Consider the following 20083-nt stretch of genomic DNA (forward strand, 5'->3'; position numbering starts at 1 on the left):
AAAGCCTCTAATAAAACGTTACCCACATCGCTAAACTACTTTTGTGTGATGCATGCTACATAGAATCAAGGAGGGAATTCATGCCTGCCTCGGAAACACAAGACACCCCTTCATTTATCGATGACTTTCACACCATGTCATCATTCGGTGCCACCCCCGGAGGCGGAATCGACCGACAAGCAGCCACTGACGATGACGCTGCGGTACGCCGCTGGTTCCACTCTTGGCTTGAAAATCAGGGATTCCGTGTCGAATACGATGAAATTGGCAATCAATACGGCCTACTAGAGTTCGTTAATGATGCCGACTTTGTTTTAACCGGATCGCACATGGATTCTCAGCCTCTTGCAGGGCGTTTTGACGGTTCATACGGTGTACTTGCCTCTGCACACGCCGCACTCGAAATCAAACGCCGCGTAGAAAGTGGCGAGTTAATTCCAACCCAAAACCTTGCAGTCGTTAACTGGTTTAACGAAGAGGGTTCTCGCTTTACCCCCTCTATGATGGGCAGCTCCGTCTACACAGGAAAGATGGACCTAGATATCGCCTACGCGTCAACCGCGCTAGACGGAACCACCGTCCGCTCCGAGCTGGAAAGGCACGAGTTCGTCGGCACTTTTACCCCGCCGCAAGCAGTCTCATATGCCGAGATACATGTAGAGCAAGGTCGTGGAATGGATAACTCTGGAGCAACGCTTGGCCTTGTGGCTGAGACTTGGGGAGCTAAGAAATTCCAAGTCACCGTCCAAGGCGAACAAGGCCATACCGGTTCTACCTTGCTAGCAGACCGTAAAGATGCGCTATTTGGAGCTTCGATCCTAATTTCGGAACTCCGCCGCTATGCCGAAGCCCGCGCAGGGCACCCATTGCAGGCTTCCGTCTCCACGATGAAGGTCTTGCCAAATTCCCCAGTTACTATCGCTCGCGAAGTGCAAATGAATCTAGATCTTCGCTCACCCGATTGGGATACGCTTAATGAGGGGTACGCGGCTGTACGCAGCATCATTTCCAAGGCAGAAGAAGAAGCCAAAGTGAAAATTGAGCTCAAGCCCACCCACGAGTGGAAACTTTCGCCGTATCAATCTGAAGGCATCGAATTGGCCCGGTCCGTCGCTGCTGAACTCGGAATGAAGCACGAAAAAGTGCAAACAGTAGCTGGCCACGATTCAACCAACATGAAAGACGTCTGCCCAACCGTGATGCTTTTCGTTCCAAGCGTAGAAGGCATTTCTCACAACGAAAAAGAGTTCACCAAAGATAAAGACATGGAAGACGGTGTGCGCATGATGACCGCCATATTAGCTGAGCTCTGCGAAGGTGTACTACGCACCTAATCGCGCTTGCTTCCGCCAATCACCAGACTAAAACCGCACCATATTCGCTCTATTCAATGACTAAGGACTACTATGAGCACCCCAATTCATGAGCTTCCAGGTACGGAAAGTTCTGACTCCTCACCTAACCAAGAACATCATTCCCCGCAGGCACAAAAGACGAAGCCGGCCGGCTCCACCCTTTCCTGGATAATTACACTTTTTGGCACCGCCGTTGGTGCCGGCATCCTCTTTTTACCGCTTAACGCCGGATCCTTCGGTTTTTGGCCATTGGTTTTTGCCACGGTATTCATCTTCCCGTTGGTATATTTTTCCCACCGCACCTATGCCCGCATAGTCAGCGGCGCCCCACCCGAGCAACACGGCAAAGATGTCTTAGAACTGGTGCGATACTACTTAGGCCGCAATAGTGGCCTTTTCATCGCTGTACTGTATTGGCTGGCCATCGTGCCGACAGTTTTTATTTACGGCACCAGTATCACCAATGTGGTCGATAGCTTCATCGTCAACCAACTCGGCGGTCCTAGCATCAACCGTTGGATTTTGTCGATAGTCTGCGTGGGCGTAATGACCGGACTTTTTGCCATCGGCCGCCGGCCCATGTTGTGGCTGGCACAAATGCTGGTCTATCCGCTCATCATCGCCCTAGCAGCGACTTCAATCTATCTCATTCCCCAATGGGATATCGATAGCTTTATCCACTTTGAATACGAAGGCGGCGCCTGGGGCATCCTCAAAGGCATCCTGCTCATTCTGCCCGTGCTCGTCTTCTCCTTTTCCCACATGGCCGCACTCTCCCAATTCTCCGTAGACATGCAGCCTACCTACGGTAAAAAGACCGAGAAACACGTTTCTCGTACGGAGTTCTACACCGCCGCCTTGCTTGTTGTCTTTACCATGTTCTTCGTCTGGTCTTGCGTTTTCGCGCTCGGCGCGGACGGCATGAAAGAAGCAACCGAACAAAACATCCCCGTGCTGTCCTATTTTGCTAATTCAACGGGTACACCGTTCATGGCCTATATGGCACCAATCCTGACGATGTGCGCGATCATCTCCTCATATTTCGGTCATATGTTGGGCTCTGAAGAAGGTACGGAATACCTGCTGCGCATTGCAGTTCCTCGTTTGGCAAATAAGCTATCCCGCCGCGCACTGCTCAACACCATCTACGCCATCGTATTCGTCGTAACCACTCTCGTCGCCATATTTAACCCCTCCATTATCAACATGATTTCCATCGTCGGCGGAATCTTCGTTGCTTTCTTGGTTTATTTGCTGCCGGTCTACATGTTCAAAAAAGTCGATGCTTATTTCCAATTCAAGAACGACATTTGGAACTACTTCGTCTTCGGCATGGGACTTCTCATCATTGCTGTGACCATATGGAATCTCATTTAGGAGCCTTCCTTTGTGGTGATTGCCGGTCCGCACCCCCTGTCTACTTCACCATCGTTCTGCCCACTAATCGATTCCAACGTTAAGGAGATGCACTACTCATGCTGCGCGACGATTTGCACAAGTTCCCTGACTATAAGCCAGGAAAATCTGCACCTAATAAGCTCAAGCTTTCCGCGAATGAGATTCCCAATCCACCGTTGCCTTCCGTCTTAGGTGCCATGACACGAGCTGCTTCATGTGCAAACCGATACCAAGTTAATGGTTCTCCAGAGCTGCGTGCAGAGTTGTCGTCCTACTTGGAATTGCCAGAAGAAAATATTGCCGTAGCTCCTGGTGCTTCTGCCATTGTGCAGCAAGCAGTTATGGCGACCTGCCATACGGGTGACGAGGTTATTTTCCCGTGGCGATCCTTTGAAGCTTATCCACTCTACGTCCGTATGGCCGGTGCCGAACCCATTATGACCTCGCTTACGGAAGATGAGCGTCTTGATCTCGACGCCGTCATCGGCGCTATAACGCCAAAGACACGACTAATTATTTTGTGCAACCCAAACAACCCTACTGGCACCACCATCAGCCAGCAGGAATTTGACCACTTTATGGCCAAGGTACCGAAAAATATCGTCGTTCTTCTGGACGAGGCTTATTGGGAATACAACGATGATCCGGATACCCCTAATGGCGCCCAAGAAGTCCGCAATTACCCAAACCTCATTAGTGCCCGAACGTTTTCGAAAGCTTTTGGCTTAGCCGGCGCACGTGTTGGTTATGGCATGGGGTCACCGGAACTAATTAATGCTCTCAATCTCCTCGCCCTACCTCTCACCGTTAGCTACATAGGTGAACTGGGCGCCATCGCAGCCCTCCACGCCCAAGACGAGCTGCAGGAACGAGTGGACGAAACTAAGCGTCAGCGCACCCGAGTGGCCCAAGCCCTAGGGGTCCCAGAATCACGGGCAAACTTTGTCTGGATACCGCGTGGAGATGCTGAAGAAGTAGAGCACAAAATTTACGAAGAAGGTGTTGTAATTCGCCGCTACCTCGATGAAGGCGTACGCGTTTCTATTACCACCGAGGAGGAAACCACAGCATTCCTAAACGCTTGGGAGCGCGCTGGTATTCAGCCCTGGGAAGGCTGACCGACCGAGTCCGCGGACCCAAGATTTGGTTCCCACCGCGCCCCAGTCACCGCAAAAGAAAACGCGATGGATTACTTGAACTGGTTAAATTTCTCTATGAGAGCCTGTAATCCCTCGCGCCATAGGTGCTCTGGAATCGCTAGCGAAGGTAGTAGGCGGATGACGTTATGGTCGAGACCGCAGGTCAAAATGAGGATCCCCTCCTCTTTCATCGCTGCTGCTATTTTATGCACCAGCTCATCATCCGGATCGCCGTTCTCAGTGACAAATTCAAGTGCCAGCATCGCACCGCGGCCCCGAAAATCAAGCACACGTTCATCCCGTGTAAGTTCTGCCAGCTCTTCCCGTGCGACTTCTTCCAAGCGAGTCGCACGAGCGCCGAAGTCTTTATCCTCAAATTCTTTAAATGTGGCTAAAGCTGCAGCGCAAGCCACGGGGTTTCCGGTATAAGTTCCGCCAAGACCTCCCGGCTGCGGGGCATCCATAATCTCGGCGCGGCCAGTAACAGCAGAAAGCGGCATTCCAGAGGCGATACCCTTTGCAGTCGTTATCATATCGGGGACGATGCCCTCGTGTTCGCTAGCAAACCATGTACCGGTACGCATCATTCCAGCTTGGATTTCATCCGCAATAAAAATAACTCCATTTTCATTGCACCACTTCACCACTGATGGAAGGTAGCCCTCCGCCGGAACGACAAAGCCACCTTCCCCTTGAATAGGCTCGATGACCACACAGGCTAAGTTGGCGGCGCCAATTTCTTGCTCCAGTGTGGCGATAGTGCGCTTCGCTGCTTCTTCACCGCTGAGCCCATCACGAACTGGATAAGACATGGGGGCACGGAAGATATCCGGAGCGAAGGGCCCGAACCCAGACTTATAAGGATCCTGCTTGGCGGTCATTGCCATAGTGAGGTTAGTACGACCATGAAAAGCGCGGTCCATCACTGCAACGCTAGTTTTCCCAGTGTAGTTACGAGCAATCTTGACCGCATTTTCCACTGCTTCTGCGCCCGAGTTGAATAAGACGGTTCGCTTTTCATGGTCACCAGGAGTCACCTCATTAAGTTTTTCCGCCACCTCAACATAAGAGGGGTACGGCGAAATGGGAAAAGACGTATGAGTAAAGTGGGCAACCGCGTCTTGGACTGCCTTTACGACGGCCGGGTTAGAGGCACCGGCTGAGGTCACTGCAATACCAGAGGCCAGGTCAATAAATTGATTTCCGTCAATGTCCACTAGAATTCCGCCGTCAGCATCCACAACGTAACCTGGCAGACCTGGATTAAGTCCAGCAGGAAGTGCTGCCTTACGCCGCGCGTCCCACTCGGCGCTCTTCACCCCAGGGAGATTTCCCACTATTTTGCGGGCTTGCTCCAAACAGTACTCAAGGTCCTGCATATTGTGTCCTTTCTCAATGGTGCTTGCTCAATCTACCCAAACACATTGTGACCTCCCCCACATGCCGTTTTCTACATACACTATGGCGAATATTTTTTAATGTTCTATACAGAACGTATAGACGCACTAATGCCGATAAGGACACTCCCCCATGGGCACCATTACATTTAAGTGGCTTTTCCATCAAAGTAAACTAAAACTCCGCTCGATCCACTCCCCGCAAGAATTTTTCACCACGGTCCAAGCCAGTGAGCTAAAAGATCCCACTGAGTTCACCAAGACTGGCGCAGTCGTATTCACCTTAGGCCTTGCTTTTAAAAATCTGCCTGAGGATTTTTCAGGCTACGCGCGCACACTAGCATCGGCTGGCGTACACGGTATCGGGTTTGGGACCGGACTTTTCTTCTCCACAGTCCCTCCGGAATTAATACAGGCATGCATCGACTACGAGCTCACACTCTTCGAAGTTCCCCGTGCCATTCCTTTTATCTCAATAATCAACGCCGTAAACGCGGAATTGACCCGCCAAGACCAAGAACGACAACACGCTTTTCAGCGTCAGCAAGAACGCTTGAATCATGCCGCCACGCAAGGAATTAGCAAACTCATCACCCAAGCTGGAAAAGAACTCCACGCCGCAGTTGCCCTTACAAACGCCCAGGGGGTTGAAATCACCAATGCCCAATACGACGGAATCGATGCTCTACAAGCAGCGCAGAGCGCTGTTAGTTCCGTCTCCGATTTACCACCCTCCGCGCGATCTTTAAGTTCCAAGAATGAGCGGAATGTATCGACGATCGTTACTACTTTTCAGAATAATTGCCAGCATCAATACGGGCTCGCAGTCTGTGCCACCGAGAAAATAGGAACTTTTCAACGCGCTCTCATCCGCCATGTTGTAGGCCTGTCAACCCTGCTTTTGCAGCCGGCTCATTCCCACATCCAGCACACGTTGGGTCAGCTGACCCTAGCAGTCCAGTTGCAATTGGCAGTACCGAAACAGTTGGAAACTGCCTTTGGCATGCTGTCCGCATCCAATAACATCAATGTCTACTTGGTATGTACCGACTCCCCGGCACAACTGCGCCGAGTACTAGCATCGCTCAAATCCCCAACAGCGCAAGGGGGAACCCACCATTTCCACCTAAATGTCGACGACTCAGCCGTCCTCATTGTCACTCCCCCTACAGACACTATTCTGCAGGATAAAGAGAGCTTTCCCCGACTGCCTTCCACAGCTCGAGTTTCATTTCTTCCGCAATTACCGTGGCGTGAGCTCAATTCGGATCTTTTAGTGCAGATGACTACACACGCCCACAGTCTGGACCGCGGGACTAGCCATCGTTATTCCTCACCTGCACCGGATTGGTTATATAACCCGAGCGTACAAGAAGCCTTGAAAAATCGGCGTCGCACTACCACTGATAAATTGGCCGAGTATGACAGCACCCACAACTCGGATCTGCTTCCTACACTGAAAGCTTTCTTGCTCGCTGGGTCTCAGATCGCCTCCGCTGCAGAACGCCTCGCTGTCCACCGCCATACGGTGCGCGCCCGTATCGAAAAAATTCAAGCGCTCTGCGGAATTGACCTCACAAATCCGGTTATTCGGGCAGAACTCCTCCTTCTCACGGTCAGTAACTAGCGTCCGCGGACCAGTATTTTGTAGACGGTGCTACTGACGCGTTGGAGGAAGATGCCCTGCGCCATCCAACCCCAGCACGCTTTGTAGTTCTGTCGAGCTCTGCAAGTCCTAGTTGCACACACGCATCGGCGTTACCTGCGCCAATGCCTGGTTCGCGCTCGCGCAGGCTTGACGCTCGTAGCTCGCTGCCGTGCGGGTGGCATCGCGAACGGCCTGACGCGCGGGGCCTTGTAGATTCAAATCGCGTTCGATGCGCGCGCCAATAGCTTGGCTAGAACCGCCCGCTGCGGGTAGTGCGCCTGGGTCATTATGTACGGCCCGGGTGACATCTGCGGTATGAGTGCCCGCGTCACCGTAGGTATTGGCGGCTACGGTAAATCCAGGGGCGGTGGATACCGAGGCATGGATGCGGCGATTATCGGACCAGCCAAACTTGGTACCGATAACGCCCGGAATTCGTGAGGTACCAAAATCTTGGCGGTAGCCATCGGCAGCCACAGGGGCGGCGTTAGCCATGCCGGTCATGATGGGTGCGGCAATGGGATCGTGCTGAATACGCGAGGTAAAACGCGCTACATCTTCAGTGGAGGTCGTGGTCGTTCCCCAATACCCGGTGTAGTGCGTTTCGCGCAGTCCAAACTCGTGGATGGTGCTGGGGATGGCTTGCGGGTAGCGGCGATCCAAGTCGGTAGCCACGTTGTCATCGCTGACGCGGATCATGTGCTCCACGCGGGCTTTGTCGGCCGGCGCACCGTATTTTAGGACCCAATAGCCCAAGTAGAGCTTGCTCAAAGACAGTGCGGGGCGAGACTCATGGGCATTAGCGGTGGACACAGTCGCGCCAGAATCATGCTGGACGGTGATCTGGGTGCGCGCGGGCACGGCGTGCGGATCGAGGGTGACAGCCTGGGCGGCAGGGGCGATTGCGAGGGAGAGTGCGGTAACCAGGGAACCTACCGCCAGCTTTTTCATCATGAAAATATAATAGCGCCCCTGCAGGTGCTACGCACCAGCTTCTACCAGCAGCACTCCTCCGGCGATCAGAACCACGCCGAGGGATTTTAACCAGGTGAATGGCTCCTTGAAGAGGAGATATGAGGCGACGGCGGTAAGCGCGACGCCAGTGGCAGCCCAGATGCCATAAGCCACGCCCAAGTCCATGCCGGCTTTGAGCACGAGCGCCAAGAAACCATAGGCGCTGACATAACACAGGGCGACGAGCACAACCCAGAAGCGACGGCCGGTCACCGCGGACATGCGCAGGCACAGCGTGCCGGTGACCTCAATGGCGGTGGCGAGGAAAAGCAGAAACCAGATCATTCCGGTGCCACCTCCACCGTGCGGTCTTCATCCTCGTCTGGTTTAGCGCCCATTTCCACGCAGAATACGCCGGCCATAATGAGCGCGATGCCAGCGAGTTTTACTGCTCCGAGCGGCTCGCCAAAGAGCGCGGCGGAAAGCAGCGCGGTGGAAATTACTCCGCCGGATGCCCAGAGGCCGTAGGCTACACCCACGTTGACGCCTTCTTGCATGACGCGGTGCAGGAGCACGAAGGCAAGAATGAAGCAGAGGGCTGCTACACCGTAGATCCAGAAATTGTCCACGGCGTATTTCAGCGCGATGGTACCCACGACTTCGCTAGCAATCGCGAGAAAAAGGATGACCCAGGCCCTCACTCCATCAACTCCTGTAATTCGCGGGCGTCGATTCCGTGCTCGTGCATTTTAACGCGGCCGCCAGCGTGGGCGATTGCCTCCCGGTCCCAGTAGTCCTCTGCACGGACGGGATCATGAGAGGTGCCATCGGCGCGGACCACCCGCCACCAGGCAGTACCGGCACCGTGGCGCTTTAACACGGTACCGACGTTGCGCGCGCCGCAGCCAGCGACCTTTGCCACCTCACCATAGGAGGTGACGTTGCCGGGTGGAATAACGGCCACGACCGCCAATACGCGCTTGACCAATGGCGACTCACTCATCGCGATTACTGCGGGTCGAGCCCCAGCACGTCATCCGCTTCGGTTGGCTCCTCTTCAGGGGCGTCTTCGACCTCGGTGAGGGTGATGGTCGCACCGGTGGAATCGGCCAAGAGGCACATGCGTCCAAAGGGCGAATCCCATGGTTCGCGGATGACCTCGCCGCTTAGTTCCACGGCCTTCTTCGCAGCGGCGTCGATATCGCGCACGCCCAAGTAGGTCTGCCAGAAGCTCGGCACCTGGGGCGGGAACTGGCCCTCGGCGTTCCACAGGCCAGCAAACGGCGCACCGTCTTCTTCCGCCGTGGCATAGATAAAGTTCTCATCCTCGGACTGCATGGCGCGAATTTCCCAATTGAAAAGCTCTCCATAAAAGTCCATTGCGCGCTGGAAACCCGAGGTTGCGGTGAGCTCGTGCCATACCGGGGTGCCGGGTTCGCCGGCGGCGACGAAGTGCTCTGGGCCGGCGGGCTGGATGAGGCCGAACATGCCACCGGCGGCGTCGGCAAGCAAAGTCATGTGCCCTAGCTGCACTTGCTGCGGATCCACCAGGATGCGCCCGCCTAGGCTCTCGACGCGCTGGCAATCACCAACGATGTCCTTGGAGAGGAAGTAGGTCACCCAAGAATCCGGCATGGGTGCCTCTTCCGGTTGCGGGATAAGCCCGGCGATGGGCAGGCCCTGTAAGCGCGCCATCTGATAGGGCTTTTCCTCCGCGGACTCGGCAGAAATCTCCCACCCCAGGACTTCCTCGTAGAAGCGCGCGGACTTGCGCGGATCCGAGGTGGTCAGGTCAATCCAGTAGGGCATGCCCACTTCAGCTTCGAATGCTGGCATCTACATATTCCTCCACTTTTCCGGATCAAAGTCATCGTCGGCCGTGGCCTCGTCAAAGTAATCATCGTCATCGTCCGGCTCGCCCACCCGTGCGCAGGCATCCTCGATGCACACTTCGTCACCCGGGTGGAGCGTGGCGCCCCGGCGCGTTTCGGGCTCGCCATTGACCGTAACCACGCCTTCCGCGATGAGTTCCTTGGCCTCGCCGCCGGTAGCCACCAAGCTGGCCAGCTTGATGAACTGCCCCAATTTGATGGAATCGCCGTTGATAGGAATGTCTAGCATGCCGCCCAGCTTACCCAGCCCGCGCGCTGCGCTGACTACGGGTGGGCAATATGGAAGAAATCCAGCACCGTATCGGTGGTCCATTCTGCCTTGACTAGGCCGGAATGGTCCGTGGCCCCACCGTTCCACGTGTGCGTGCCGCCGTGGATGGTGTACTGCTCGGTGCGCGCATCACATACCCGCCAGGTAAAGTGCTCCACTGCTTCTTTCCGACGCCTCTTTGGAAACGGATTGCACCCATTTTCTTTCGCAATCCCGCGCAGCGATTGTTTGACCGAGTGGTAGTGCGCTCCGTGTTGGCGCCCACCGCCATATTTCATCAGCGCGTCCTTAGTGCCGTGGATATCCAGGTAATCGGTGGGCTCGCTGGCGCAGTCTTTTTCCACGCGGTCATATTTTGCCGCCGAGACCGTGGCCACCGCATCGAATAGGCCCGGCCGCTTGCACGTCACCGCGCGGGCGAATCCGCCGCCATTGGAAAAGCCCACGCCATAGGTGGTGTCCGTGGCGGGATAGTGGCGGCGGACGAAATCGATCGTGTCATCCACGTACTTGAGGTCATCTTCCAAACTGGTTACCGCATAGGGTGCCGGTGCCCACGCCTTGCCCGCGCCTTGAACAAAGACGGTAATGGCATCGCCCTGGGATAGGTCGGTGCCTTTAAACATATTTCCGGCGTCCATCTCATAGCCGTGCATCGCCATGACCACGGGCAGGCGGTGGTGCTTATCCGCATTAAACGGCACATGCACCACAAAACTGCGATGATTTTGTAGGTTAATGATCTGGTAGCGGCCATTGGCCGTTGTGCCCTGGTCCGGCAGCGTGGTGATATAGCCATCGGCCGCACCTTGCGATTCATTTGGCACGCTGCCCGGCTGCGGCGGTTCTTCCTCGCACCCCGCCATGAGTCCGGCGGCCGCGCATAACCCAGCGCACAGGGCCAGTGTTTTCTTGCCTACCTTAATCACGAGCGCGCAGCTTCACCGCCGTGCCGGTAGCCGTAACCATCAGCATGTCATTCGACGTTCCCATGGGCGAATAATCAAAGGCGATGCCCACCACACCATCGGCCCCGAGCTCCTGCCCGCGCCGCCACAAGTCATCGAGTGCCGCTTCGCGTGCTTTGATGGCCTCGCTTTCGTACCCGGCGGAGCGCCCACCGGTGATATTGCGGATGGATGCCCCGAAATCCTTCAGCATATTAATTCCGATGACGGTTTCCCCGGCGATAATGCGGATATAGTCCGTAATCTCATAGCCATCAACGGTATTGGTAGTGGTAAAAATCATGGCCCCAGATTACATGGCTATAAGACCACGCACTCCCTCGAAAAGGATGATGACACCCAGCAAGAGGAAGACCACACCGCTGACAATATCCACCCAGGCGGAGTTCTTAGCCATCCACTTTGAGACCGCGCGGGTACTCAAAGCCACGCCCACAAACAGCACAAGGCTTTCCAGAATCAATACGGCCCCCACCATGAGATTGGCGCCGATGCCCATGCCGGGATCAATGAAATTGGCAAAGATGGCGCCAAAGAAGATGACCACCTTGGGGTTCGAAAGATCGCAGATAAATCCCATGCGATAGGCAGTGCCCGCCTTGATGATGCCGTCCGGTGTAAACCCGCGCGGCTGCGGGGCGCGGGTTTCGGTGCCCACGACGGTTGCGGGCGCGCGACGCTCCTTTATGCCACCGGTAATGGCGGTATAGGCCATCCACAGCAGGTAACAGCCACCGAGAACCTGCAGCACCACGAGGATCCCAGGGTGCGCAGAAATCAGCGCGGACAACCCTGCCAAGGAGGCCACGGTCCAAATGGTAAGGCCGGTGGTACTACCCAGCACCGCCCATACGGCTGCGCGCGTAGAACGCGCACCTAAGCGAATGATTTGCACTACGTCTGGGCCCGGCGAGGCCATCGCCGCGAACCACACGCCCATCAGGGTCACGAGGGCGCTAATAGCCACCTAACACCTCCATACTCGCATGCCATTGGATCAACGCATGCCACTATAAGGACGCTCTCACCTGCAGCGAAACAGGTAAGTTCTGTGATTTAGGTAGCTCCTATATCAACTCTTTTATAGAAATCCGCCACCTGCACTAACCGAAGAGCTCGATGACGCCCTCCACCGCCATAACGAGTCCCAGCACCGCAAAGATAAGACCCGAAACGATATCGATGGCCGCGGAATGATGCGCAATCCAGCGCGATGCCGCGCGCACAATGAGAGCAAAGGTAGAAACCATGTCACAGACATCGCCAAGAGGATTACCGCCACTGCAACGGTCCACGTGAGCGACATATCGGGGCGAATAAACTGCGCGAAAACCGCGCCGAAGAACACGAGCGCTTTCGGATTGGATAGGTTCGTGACCACCCCGAGCTTATAGGCGAGCCAGCCAGTCAAGTCATTAATGCTGCCGGCCGCGATGGCCTATTCCGTGTAAGTCTCGGTGCCCGCCACCACGGTAGGTACGCGGCGGACTTAAAACCGGAACGAATCGAAGACACGCTCATATGGACAAAAGCCCGCCAATGAGTTGCAGCGCACCCAACACACTAGGCCGTGCAGTGATCACCGCGGAGCGCCAGCCAAGGATGCCGTCACCCAAAACTCTGTGCCGCTGCACACCCCAACGCGCACATCAACCCGGCGCCGGTCGACCGCGGGGCCACGCGGATGACTTGAACCAAGTCGAGTTCAAGTTCAACGTGTAGCTAGGCCCCGGGGTTACCCACGCAGAACTCGTTGCCTTCCGGGTCCTGCATGACGGTCCACACCAATCCCGGCGCTTCGTGGGTGGTGAGTTCGGTGGCGCCTAGGTCTTTGAGGCGTTCTATTAAAGTTTCGCGCTCCGCCCCGCCAACGTCGACGTGCATGCGGTTTTTCCCAGGTGTCGGTTCCTCAACGCGCTGAAATCCCAGCGCCGGGGTGGAATCAACCATCACGAAATCGCCGTAATCCGCGGCGATTTCGCAGCCGGTTGCGGCGGACCAAAACTTGGCGAGCTTTGAGGGATCGTGGCAGTCGAAGGTGATCTGGCGGATCGTGAAGTTGGGATCGCTCATGGTTTCCATGATGGGCGCGCGTCAGCGCGCCTGCAACAATGCGGGGTGTTTCTGGTGGGGGTATCAGACCAGTTCTCTCCGGCCATGTCAGCCCCATACGTCATAATGGAGGCATGGCCGAGCTGGACCCCGAGTGGGCGATCAATGAGATAGACGCGTTCCTGCAAGTCACAGCGAAGGTAGTCCCCGACATGGGCCCGGGCATCGCCTACCTTGGAACCGTTATGAGTGGATCGCCGACTGAGGCTGCGGCACGCGCCCATGTCGTTGAAATGATCCTTGACCGAGTGCTTCCCGGGTGGAGACAAGGACGCCCGGTCCAGGACAAGGAGTATAGCTGGCTGAGGGGTCAAGCGGCCCGGGCCAAGACAGCGCTTGAACGTCGGTCTGAACTCGCTGAAAAGCTCGGAGAGAACACGCCAGACTTAGATGCAGCCAATCTGCATCCGTTGGCGTGGGAAAATGGCAAGGGTTACTGGAATCACGGACACTACCATCAAGCCGTGATGCAGGCTGCCATCCGCGTCAATGCAGAGACCCAAGCGAAACTGAACCGCCTAGACGTATCTGAAACAGCACTTTTCAACGAGGCGTTTTCACTCCATGATCCGAAGCGTAATGCGCCGCGCCTTCGGCTTATGGAAAATGATGGCAGTAAGACGTTTGAGAACCTGCATCGGGGCGCCCGCGCCTTTGCAGAGGGCTTGTACGCGGCTATCCGCAATCCCGGGATGCATGTTCCACACGACGGTGGTGAGGAGCAAGTCGCGTTGGAGCAGCCCGCGGCTTTCAGTCTATTGGCTCGCTGGGTTGATAAGGCTACCGTCCTGGAGGGGTGACAACATCGGTTTACGGGATAGCAGTTCGCTTGAGCGAAGGATGTGGGGAGCACGAACGCCTGTAATGGAGGTGCCGGGTGCTCAGTCAGCAAGGCCGTCCAGGACCATCGCCGTAGTTTTGTGCAAGGTTAACGCCAGCGACTGGGCTGGGTCCAAGAATGAATCTCGCACACGTTAAGCTGCGCCGACACTCTGTGGAGTTCAAATTAAACGTGTAACGCGGGGCGTTGATGGCGCTTCGCGTTATTGGGGGGGTAGGTTGAAGCGCGGTCTGTTCGTTCGCCGACGCGGCCGCCGCCAGATGCTCGGCGGCGATTCCGGCCCGAACCTCGGGGACATCCCCCCATCTTCGATAGCTTTAGTGAGCACGACCACGACCATCTGATCTGGTGCGCTGGTTTTCGTTCGGCTCTCGGTCTATTCCGCCACCTCATGCGCGGCCGCGAAACCGCGGTGAAGAATCTGCATCTAGTCGGTTACGGCAACTGGAACGGCGAGGGCTCGGCAATGCTGATGAGGGTGGGGTCCTTTATCAAACACACTGCCCAGGTAGTCACGGGCTGTGTCGATGAGACTCGGCAGCACTCCGAATGGATGTCCGCGGTATCAAGGCCGCTGAACTATTCAAGTTGCGGGACGAAAAGAGTCTCGCAGTGACGCTTGGTCCCTGAGCAAGTTCGATCCTTCCACGATCTGCGCTGGAGACGCCGAGCGCTCGGGGGCCCTTGACCGGCTGGGGCACGTGCCGGGTGGTGGCTCGCCCACAGCCCCCATGCCCACACGCACCGAGAAGGGACAGGTCACCGAGTACGATCCCGATTCCACGGAGACGGACCGTGAACTCGAATGACGTGCCTGGCCCAAGGTGTGTCCGCTCGGCGTGTGGTTTAACCCTTATGAGACTTGCCGGTCACAGCCTCAGCGCTTCGCTTGCGCAGCCCGCAGGCCGTTCAAGATCACGATCACTTCGGCGACCTCGTGAACCAGCACGACGGCAGCCAGGCCCAGCACGCCGCTGATCGCCAGTGGCATCAACACGATGATGATGGCCAGAGACAGCACGATGTTCTGGTTGATGATCCTGCTTCCTCGGCGGGCGTGCTGCAGCGCCTTCGGGATTAGCCGGAGGTCGTGGCCGGTGAAGGCGACGTCAGCGGACTCGATCGCGGCGTCAGAGCCAGTCGCTCCCATCGCTATGCCCACCGTCGCACCCGCCAGTGCCGGCGCGTCGTTGATGCCGTCGCCGATCATCGCCGTCGGCGTCTTGGAGGAGAATTCGGCGACGATGCTTGCCTTGTCCTCAGGGCGCAGCTCGGCGCGCACGTCGTCGATTCCGGCGATTCCAGCCAGCGCCCGGGCGGTGCGAGTGTTGTCGCCAGTGAGCATGCTTACTTCCACGTCGTTGGCGTGCAGGGCCTGCACGGCTTCGGGCACCTCGGGCCGCAACTCGTCGCGGACCCCGATCGCCCCGGCGAGAGCGTCATCGACGGTGACCAGGACGCAGGTCTGGCCCTCGGACTCCATGCGCTCAACATCCGCTTTCAGTGGCCCGGCGTCGATCCATCGGGGGCTGCCCACCAGCACCCGTCGGCCTTCGACGGTGCCGCCGATGCCATGCCCAGCTTCCTCGCTGATGTCCGAGGCGGTGGGCGCTTCGGGCCCCGCTGCCGCGATCGCCGCAGCGAGGGGGTGTGTCGATTGCTGCTCAACTGCTGCCGCGAAGGAAAGCACCTGCGTCCGATCGAATCCGTCTGCCGGGACCACTCCCGTAACCTCAGGCTGGTTGCGGGTAAGGGTTCCGGTTTTGTCCACTGCCAGGTGACGGATACTGCCGAGTCGCTCGAACGCCGCGCCGGACTTGATGACCACTCCGAACTGGCTGGCCGCGCCGATCGCGGCCACGACCGTCAGCGGCACGGAGATTGCCAGCGCGCACGGCGACGCTGCGACCAGGACTACCAGCGCACGGGTGATCCACGTCTCAGGGTCGCCCAGCAGCGAGCCGATAACGCCGACCAGCACCGCCAGGATCATCACCCCGGGCACTAGGGGTTGGGCAATCCGGTCGGCGATCCGGGCGCGGTCGCCCTTTTCCGCCTGCGCTTGCTCGACTAGGTCCACGAGTGTGGTCAGCGAGTTGTCCGTCCCAGCTGCGGTCGTCTCGACCTCCAGCACCCCGGCGGAGTTGATCGCTCCCGCAGGCACTTCGTCGCCGGGCGCAACCTCCTCCGGAATGGATTCTCCGGTGATCGCTGAGGTGTCAAGGCTGGAGCGCCCGGACCGAATGATGCCGTCCGTGGCGATCCGCTCCCCGGGGTGCACGAGCATTAGCTCGCCAACCTCGAGGTCCTTCGCTGCGACCTCGGCCGCTGTGCCGTCGCGCAGCACCGTCGCGGTCTGCGGTACCAGCTTCAACAGTGCCCGCAGTCCGCCTTGAGCTCGGTCCATCGCCTTGTCTTCCAGTGCCTCGGCGATCGAGTACAGGAATGCTAGCGCCGCGGCTTCTCCGACGAATCCGAGGATCACCGCGCCGACCGCGCTGATCGTCATTAGCAAGCCAATGCCGAGCTTGCGCTTCGTGACAAGGTTCCGGATCGCTCCAGGCGCGAACGTGTAAGCGCCCAACAGCAGGCCAACCCAATACAGTACCGTCGCGGGCGTCTCCAAGTCGGACCAGTCCAGCGCCAGTCCTGTTATGAGGGCTACCCCGGAGAAGATCGGCAGCAGTAGCTCAGGGTCCTTCCACCATGGCCGATCGAGCTCGTCAATCTCCGTGACGGGTTCGTGTTCGCATCCACATGCTGAACTCATGCGTCCGTTCCTTTCTCGCCGCAGTCGGGCACCGAGCACTCAGTGTCGATGCAGGGGGCATTCTCGTCGACGGCCAGCGTCGCGTGGACCAGCGCTTCGAGCGCTGCCGCGAGGTGGGGATCGGCGATTTCGTAGCGGGTCTTGCGGCCCTCCGGCTCAGCGACGACAATGCCACAATCGCGCAGGCAGGACAGGTGGTTCGAGACGTTCGAGCGGGTCAGATCCAAGCTTTGCGCGAGCACGGCCGGGTAGCTCGGACCGTCTAGTAGGGTTAGCAGGATTCGGGAGCGCGTCGGATCAGCCATGGCCCGGCCGAGCCGGTTCATGACGTCGAGGCGCGAAGCAATAGTCAGCATGCGCTGAATTATACAGTATGCGATGAACTATTTAAAATGGGCTGAACTAACAGTCACGCGAAAGTCCTGCCACCTGCAAGAATTAGTCGATGGGATAGCCGATGACTGGTCCTTCGCGGTTCGGCTGCCAACCCAACGCGGGGGCGACGTGGGCGGCGAAGTTCTCCAGAATCTTCACGTGGATGTCCACACCCACCCCTGTGGGGATGGTGATGAACAGGGTGTCGGCGGACATGACGGCGGCGTAGGTGCGGCCAGCGACACCGACACCAGGTTCTCCATCAAGGGCTAGACACTCACGGACATTACGTACGGGTCAAACCACACGTAGCGAAGCTTTCTAATATCCAAATGACTATCTCTTTTCGCTAGTATCCGGGAATGATACTTCCTTGAAGTCGGCAGTGTTGTCTACCCCGCATACGAAGTACTGGAACTGCTGCTTGGAAACCACTTTGGTCTACGAAGCCATAGCCCTTCAAGCTACATCGCAGGAAAATTCCATTTCACGGTCGGTATAGGCCTTTTGCAGTTGGTTAATTCGAAATTCGTCCACCATCTCCTTAGCCACCCGCACGATTAACGCGGTGTTTCGCCATCTTCGCGCGACGAGAGCAGCTCCTTTAGGTGCTTATCTATGTCGTCGAGTTTTTTAATAACGGCCAAGGCAGCAATGACCATCGCGATAAGAATTAGCATCCACAGGCTCCTTTTCTCTGACGCTTCGATTCACTGGGGCAATCGCTTGCCAGGGTATTAAACCATGGCTCTTACCTAGACGTTAGGGAGACGGTGGGAACAAGGGGACGTCGGCAAGCAAAAGCGCCGCGCCCCAAGAATGGGAAACGCGGCGCTAGAGCAATCCGGCGGCAGGCTGCTTAGTGGTCAGCGCCCTGGATGGAGTGCTTGTGATCGCGGACTGCTTCGCCCTCAGCGTAGAGCGGCATATCCTGCTTGGCCTTGTACCACTCGGCGTAGTTTGGCTCCAGCGGGGTGCGGCCGGCGATGAGGTCGGCGGCCTTCTCGCCCACCATCATGGTTGGGGAGTAGATATTGCCGTTGGTCACGGATGGGAAGACGGAGGCATCCGCAATGTAGAGGCCTTCGACGCCCCACACGCCCATGGTGTCCGGGTTAACCACGGCCATAGGATCGGACTCCGCGCCCATCTTGGCGGTGCAGGATGGGTGCAGCGCGGTCTCGCCATCGTTGCGGACCCACTCCAAGATCTCCTCGTCGGTCTGGACATCCGGGCCCGGGCTGAACTCGCGGGCGCCTACCTCTTCCATGGCCTTGGTATCCAGCAGGGAGCGGGCAACGCGTACGGCCTCAACCCACTCGCGGCGGTCCTGGTCGGTCTTCAGGTAGTTGAAGAGGATGGACGGCTTGTCGTGGATATCGGCGCTCTTGATGTGAACGTGGCCCTTGGTATCGGAGAACATCGGGCCGACGTGCCACTGGAAGCCGTGCTTGACGTCCGCCTTCTGGCCGTCATAACGCACGGCCATCGGCAGGAAGTGGAACATGAGGTTCGGGTAGTCCTCATTCTCATTGGAGCGCACGAAGCCGCCGCCTTCAAAGTGAGAGGTAGCAACTGGGCCCTTGTGGGTCAGCAGCCACTGCAGACCCATGAACGGCCAGCGCCACTTATCCAGGTAAGGCTGGGAAGAAGCGGTGGACTTGGTGGTCTCATACTGGATGTAGACCTCGAGGTGGTCCTGCAGGTTTTCGCCCACACCTGGCAGGTGCTTGACGACGTCGATGCCGTGCTTCTCCAGAATCTCGCGGTCACCAATGCCGGAGATTTCCAGCAGCTGCGGGGTGTTAATGGCACCGGCGGACAGCACGATCTTCTCGGCGTAGACGCGGTGAACGCCGCCCTGCCACTCGTACTCGACGCCGACGGCCTTCTGGCCCTCGAAGAGGATCTTGGTGGTGAAAGCGCGGGTGCGGATCTCGAGGTTCTCGCGATCCATGTTGGGGTACAGGTAGGCGCGGGCAGCGGACCAACGCTTGCCGTTCTTAATATTGCGATCGAACGGAGCGAAGCCTTCCTGGCGGTAACCATTGACATCATTGGTCAGGTTGTAGCCGGCTTCCTGCACAGACTTGAACAGGGCCTGGAAGAGCTCGGAGGTAGCCGGACCGCGGGAGAGGTATAGCGGGCCATCGTGGCCACGACGCGGGTCATTCGGCTCAGCCGCAGCGGCGGTTTCCATGCGGTTGAAGTACGGCAGGCAGTGGGCGAAGTCCCAGTTCTCCATGCCCGGGTTCTGGCCCCACTTCTCATAGTCCATCGGGTTACCGCGCTGGTAGATCATGCCGTTGATGGAGGAAGATCCGCCAAGGACCTTGCCGCGAGCATGGTAGACACGGCGGCCGTTCATCTCTGGCTCTGGATCGGACTCATACATCCAGTCATAGTTCTTTGCGCCGATTGGGAAAGAGAAGCCGGATGGCATGTGAATGAACAGATCCCACAGGGAATCTGGGCGGCCAGCCTCAAGGACCAGCACGCGGGTGTTCTTGTCTTCGGTCAGGCGTGCGGCGATGACGGAGCCTGCGGAGCCACCGCCAACGACGACTACGTCGCTTACTTCATCGGTGACCTTTTTAGCGGAACGCTTCTTGGTCAGCTTGTCCATAAAACCCATAAATCCCCTTCTTTCTGTGAAATATTTCACACGTCAAGATTGCCCCACCGGAAGTGAAAATATTGTAATTTATACAAAAGTCTGTAATTATTCACATCGCCTTATGTGCGGGCACTGCCTCCAGAGTACACATCCCGCTAGAAGTTTGCCCATCTTAATGTATATTTACCTTGTCCGGATGGATTTCTCTGGAGATGAAATCCGCAGTCTTTGCGCATAGTTCGCCCGAATATGATTCATTTCACTCACCTATCTCTCCCTGCGATCTTGTGAGCATTTTGGGGCACTCGTGCGAAAGATTCGGCCCAAAACAACCAGCAATAGGAGA

General features: G+C 57.2%; 22 protein-coding genes and 1 pseudogene. 5 read left to right on the forward strand and 18 right to left on the reverse strand.

The genetic code is table 11. The features are described 5' to 3' along the window. Positions 1-80: 80 nt before the first annotated feature. From MHK04_RS02530 to MHK04_RS02540, 3 genes are all read left to right on the forward strand, one after another. Complete coding sequence (locus MHK04_RS02530) at positions 81-1334, forward strand: M20 family metallo-hydrolase (protein WP_239207796.1); 1254 nt, start codon at positions 81-83, stop codon at positions 1332-1334. 72 nt (positions 1335-1406) lie between these two features. After that, positions 1407-2732, forward strand: a complete 1326-nt coding sequence (locus MHK04_RS02535; protein ID WP_023020331.1) for an SLC5/6 family protein — start codon at positions 1407-1409, stop codon at positions 2730-2732. Between the two features lie 98 nt (positions 2733-2830). Further along, the gene (locus tag MHK04_RS02540) at positions 2831-3871 is read left to right on the forward strand and encodes a histidinol-phosphate transaminase (RefSeq protein ID WP_023020330.1); all 1041 of its coding nucleotides are present in this window, start codon (positions 2831-2833) and stop codon (positions 3869-3871) included. 71 nt (positions 3872-3942) lie between these two features. Here the strand turns inward: MHK04_RS02540 and gabT are convergent, their stop codons facing one another. Beyond that, complete coding sequence (gene gabT / locus MHK04_RS02545; RefSeq protein WP_023020329.1) at positions 3943-5271, reverse strand: 4-aminobutyrate--2-oxoglutarate transaminase; 1329 nt, start codon at positions 5269-5271, stop codon at positions 3943-3945. Positions 5272-5422: 151 nt separating this feature from the next. Between gabT and MHK04_RS02550 the strand changes: the two genes are divergently transcribed. Then, complete coding sequence (locus MHK04_RS02550) at positions 5423-6916, forward strand: PucR family transcriptional regulator (protein WP_239207795.1); 1494 nt, start codon at positions 5423-5425, stop codon at positions 6914-6916. Positions 6917-7024: 108 nt separating this feature from the next. Here the strand turns inward: MHK04_RS02550 and MHK04_RS02555 are convergent, their stop codons facing one another. The 12 genes and pseudogenes from MHK04_RS02555 to MHK04_RS02610 form a co-directional block, all read right to left on the reverse strand. Then, positions 7025-7891 carry a hypothetical protein gene (locus MHK04_RS02555; protein ID WP_239207794.1) on the reverse strand — a complete coding sequence of 289 codons (867 nt, stop codon included), beginning with the start codon at positions 7889-7891 and terminating at the stop codon, positions 7025-7027. 27 nt (positions 7892-7918) lie between these two features. Beyond that, positions 7919-8236, reverse strand: coding sequence for a DMT family transporter (locus MHK04_RS02560; protein ID WP_239207793.1), 318 nt, complete (start codon positions 8234-8236; stop codon positions 7919-7921). After that, a complete protein-coding gene (locus tag MHK04_RS02565) occupies positions 8233-8592 on the reverse strand; it encodes a DMT family transporter (RefSeq protein WP_239207792.1) in 360 nt (119 codons plus the stop codon). The genes MHK04_RS02560 and MHK04_RS02565 overlap by 4 nt, the downstream gene beginning before the upstream one ends. Further along, the gene (locus MHK04_RS02570) at positions 8589-8894 is read right to left on the reverse strand and encodes an MGMT family protein (protein ID WP_239207791.1); all 306 of its coding nucleotides are present in this window, start codon (positions 8892-8894) and stop codon (positions 8589-8591) included. The genes MHK04_RS02565 and MHK04_RS02570 overlap by 4 nt, the downstream gene beginning before the upstream one ends. 5 nt (positions 8895-8899) lie before the next feature. After that, the gene (locus MHK04_RS02575; RefSeq protein WP_239207790.1) at positions 8900-9727 is read right to left on the reverse strand and encodes a VOC family protein; all 828 of its coding nucleotides are present in this window, start codon (positions 9725-9727) and stop codon (positions 8900-8902) included. Then, positions 9728-10012, reverse strand: coding sequence for an RNA-binding S4 domain-containing protein (locus MHK04_RS02580; protein ID WP_150851437.1), 285 nt, complete (start codon positions 10010-10012; stop codon positions 9728-9730). A gap of 35 nt (positions 10013-10047) precedes the next feature. Next, on the reverse strand, positions 10048-10983 hold the full coding sequence (locus MHK04_RS02585; protein ID WP_239207789.1) for a CE1 family esterase: 936 nt from the start codon (positions 10981-10983) through the stop codon (positions 10048-10050). Further along, positions 10976-11305 (reverse strand): YbjQ family protein, encoded by a 330-nt coding sequence (locus tag MHK04_RS02590; RefSeq protein WP_023020321.1) that lies wholly within the window; start codon positions 11303-11305, stop codon positions 10976-10978. Before MHK04_RS02590 ends, MHK04_RS02585 begins: the two co-directional genes overlap by 8 nt. Before the next feature lie 9 nt (positions 11306-11314). After that, positions 11315-11989 carry a LysE family translocator gene (locus tag MHK04_RS02595; RefSeq protein WP_239207788.1) on the reverse strand — a complete coding sequence of 225 codons (675 nt, stop codon included), beginning with the start codon at positions 11987-11989 and terminating at the stop codon, positions 11315-11317. A gap of 136 nt (positions 11990-12125) precedes the next feature. Further along, on the reverse strand, positions 12126-12272 hold the full coding sequence (locus MHK04_RS02600; RefSeq protein ID WP_023020319.1) for a hypothetical protein: 147 nt from the start codon (positions 12270-12272) through the stop codon (positions 12126-12128). A gap of 20 nt (positions 12273-12292) precedes the next feature. Next, positions 12293-12403, reverse strand: a pseudogene (locus tag MHK04_RS12170) (LysE family translocator); the annotation flags it as partial. 341 nt (positions 12404-12744) lie between these two features. Beyond that, positions 12745-13095 carry a VOC family protein gene (locus tag MHK04_RS02610; RefSeq protein WP_034656146.1) on the reverse strand — a complete coding sequence of 117 codons (351 nt, stop codon included), beginning with the start codon at positions 13093-13095 and terminating at the stop codon, positions 12745-12747. Positions 13096-13208: 113 nt separating this feature from the next. Between MHK04_RS02610 and MHK04_RS02615 the strand changes: the two genes are divergently transcribed. Then, entirely contained in the window at positions 13209-13934 is a 726-nt protein-coding gene (locus tag MHK04_RS02615) for a TIGR02391 family protein (protein WP_239207787.1), read from the forward strand. 918 nt (positions 13935-14852) lie between these two features. Here MHK04_RS02615 and MHK04_RS02620 read toward each other — a convergent pair. From MHK04_RS02620 to betA, 5 genes are all read right to left on the reverse strand, one after another. Further along, positions 14853-16745, reverse strand: coding sequence for a heavy metal translocating P-type ATPase (locus tag MHK04_RS02620; RefSeq protein ID WP_239207786.1), 1893 nt, complete (start codon positions 16743-16745; stop codon positions 14853-14855). Then, the gene (cmtR, locus tag MHK04_RS02625) at positions 16742-17101 is read right to left on the reverse strand and encodes a Cd(II)/Pb(II)-sensing metalloregulatory transcriptional regulator CmtR (protein ID WP_150851294.1); all 360 of its coding nucleotides are present in this window, start codon (positions 17099-17101) and stop codon (positions 16742-16744) included. Before cmtR ends, MHK04_RS02620 begins: the two co-directional genes overlap by 4 nt. A gap of 82 nt (positions 17102-17183) precedes the next feature. After that, positions 17184-17336: an alkane 1-monooxygenase gene (locus MHK04_RS02630; protein ID WP_200288407.1), complete on the reverse strand. Its 153-nt coding sequence runs from the start codon at positions 17334-17336 to the stop codon at positions 17184-17186. A 344-nt stretch (positions 17337-17680) separates the two neighbouring features. After that, positions 17681-17800 carry a chemotaxis protein gene (locus tag MHK04_RS02635; RefSeq protein ID WP_200288408.1) on the reverse strand — a complete coding sequence of 40 codons (120 nt, stop codon included), beginning with the start codon at positions 17798-17800 and terminating at the stop codon, positions 17681-17683. A gap of 179 nt (positions 17801-17979) precedes the next feature. Then, positions 17980-19755 (reverse strand): choline dehydrogenase, encoded by a 1776-nt coding sequence (gene betA / locus MHK04_RS02640; RefSeq protein WP_239207785.1) that lies wholly within the window; start codon positions 19753-19755, stop codon positions 17980-17982. Positions 19756-20083: the final 328 nt, after the last annotated feature.

The sequence above is a fragment of the Corynebacterium nasorum genome, assembly GCF_022345765.1.
Lineage (GTDB): Bacteria > Actinomycetota > Actinomycetes > Mycobacteriales > Mycobacteriaceae > Corynebacterium > Corynebacterium kefirresidentii.

Coding starts and splice junctions, on each gene's coding strand:
- MHK04_RS02530 (WP_239207796.1), top strand. CDS start 81: ATGCCTGCCTCGGAAACACAAGACACCCCTTCATTTATCGATGACTTT.
- MHK04_RS02535 (WP_023020331.1), top strand. CDS start 1,407: ATGAGCACCCCAATTCATGAGCTTCCAGGTACGGAAAGTTCTGACTCC.
- MHK04_RS02540 (WP_023020330.1), top strand. CDS start 2,831: ATGCTGCGCGACGATTTGCACAAGTTCCCTGACTATAAGCCAGGAAAA.
- gabT (WP_023020329.1), bottom strand. CDS start 5,271: ATGCAGGACCTTGAGTACTGTTTGGAGCAAGCCCGCAAAATAGTGGGA.
- MHK04_RS02550 (WP_239207795.1), top strand. CDS start 5,423: ATGGGCACCATTACATTTAAGTGGCTTTTCCATCAAAGTAAACTAAAA.
- MHK04_RS02555 (WP_239207794.1), bottom strand. CDS start 7,891: ATGATGAAAAAGCTGGCGGTAGGTTCCCTGGTTACCGCACTCTCCCTC.
- MHK04_RS02560 (WP_239207793.1), bottom strand. CDS start 8,236: ATGATCTGGTTTCTGCTTTTCCTCGCCACCGCCATTGAGGTCACCGGC.
- MHK04_RS02570 (WP_239207791.1), bottom strand. CDS start 8,894: ATGAGTGAGTCGCCATTGGTCAAGCGCGTATTGGCGGTCGTGGCCGTT.
- MHK04_RS02575 (WP_239207790.1), bottom strand. CDS start 9,727: ATGCCAGCATTCGAAGCTGAAGTGGGCATGCCCTACTGGATTGACCTG.
- MHK04_RS02580 (WP_150851437.1), bottom strand. CDS start 10,012: ATGCTAGACATTCCTATCAACGGCGATTCCATCAAATTGGGGCAGTTC.
- MHK04_RS02590 (WP_023020321.1), bottom strand. CDS start 11,305: ATGATTTTTACCACTACCAATACCGTTGATGGCTATGAGATTACGGAC.
- MHK04_RS02600 (WP_023020319.1), bottom strand. CDS start 12,272: ATGGTTTCTACCTTTGCTCTCATTGTGCGCGCGGCATCGCGCTGGATT.
- MHK04_RS02610 (WP_034656146.1), bottom strand. CDS start 13,095: ATGAGCGATCCCAACTTCACGATCCGCCAGATCACCTTCGACTGCCAC.
- MHK04_RS02615 (WP_239207787.1), top strand. CDS start 13,209: ATGGCCGAGCTGGACCCCGAGTGGGCGATCAATGAGATAGACGCGTTC.
- MHK04_RS02620 (WP_239207786.1), bottom strand. CDS start 16,745: ATGAGTTCAGCATGTGGATGCGAACACGAACCCGTCACGGAGATTGAC.
- cmtR (WP_150851294.1), bottom strand. CDS start 17,101: ATGCTGACTATTGCTTCGCGCCTCGACGTCATGAACCGGCTCGGCCGG.
- MHK04_RS02630 (WP_200288407.1), bottom strand. CDS start 17,336: ATGTCCGCCGACACCCTGTTCATCACCATCCCCACAGGGGTGGGTGTG.
- MHK04_RS02635 (WP_200288408.1), bottom strand. CDS start 17,800: ATGCTAATTCTTATCGCGATGGTCATTGCTGCCTTGGCCGTTATTAAA.
- betA (WP_239207785.1), bottom strand. CDS start 19,755: ATGGGTTTTATGGACAAGCTGACCAAGAAGCGTTCCGCTAAAAAGGTC.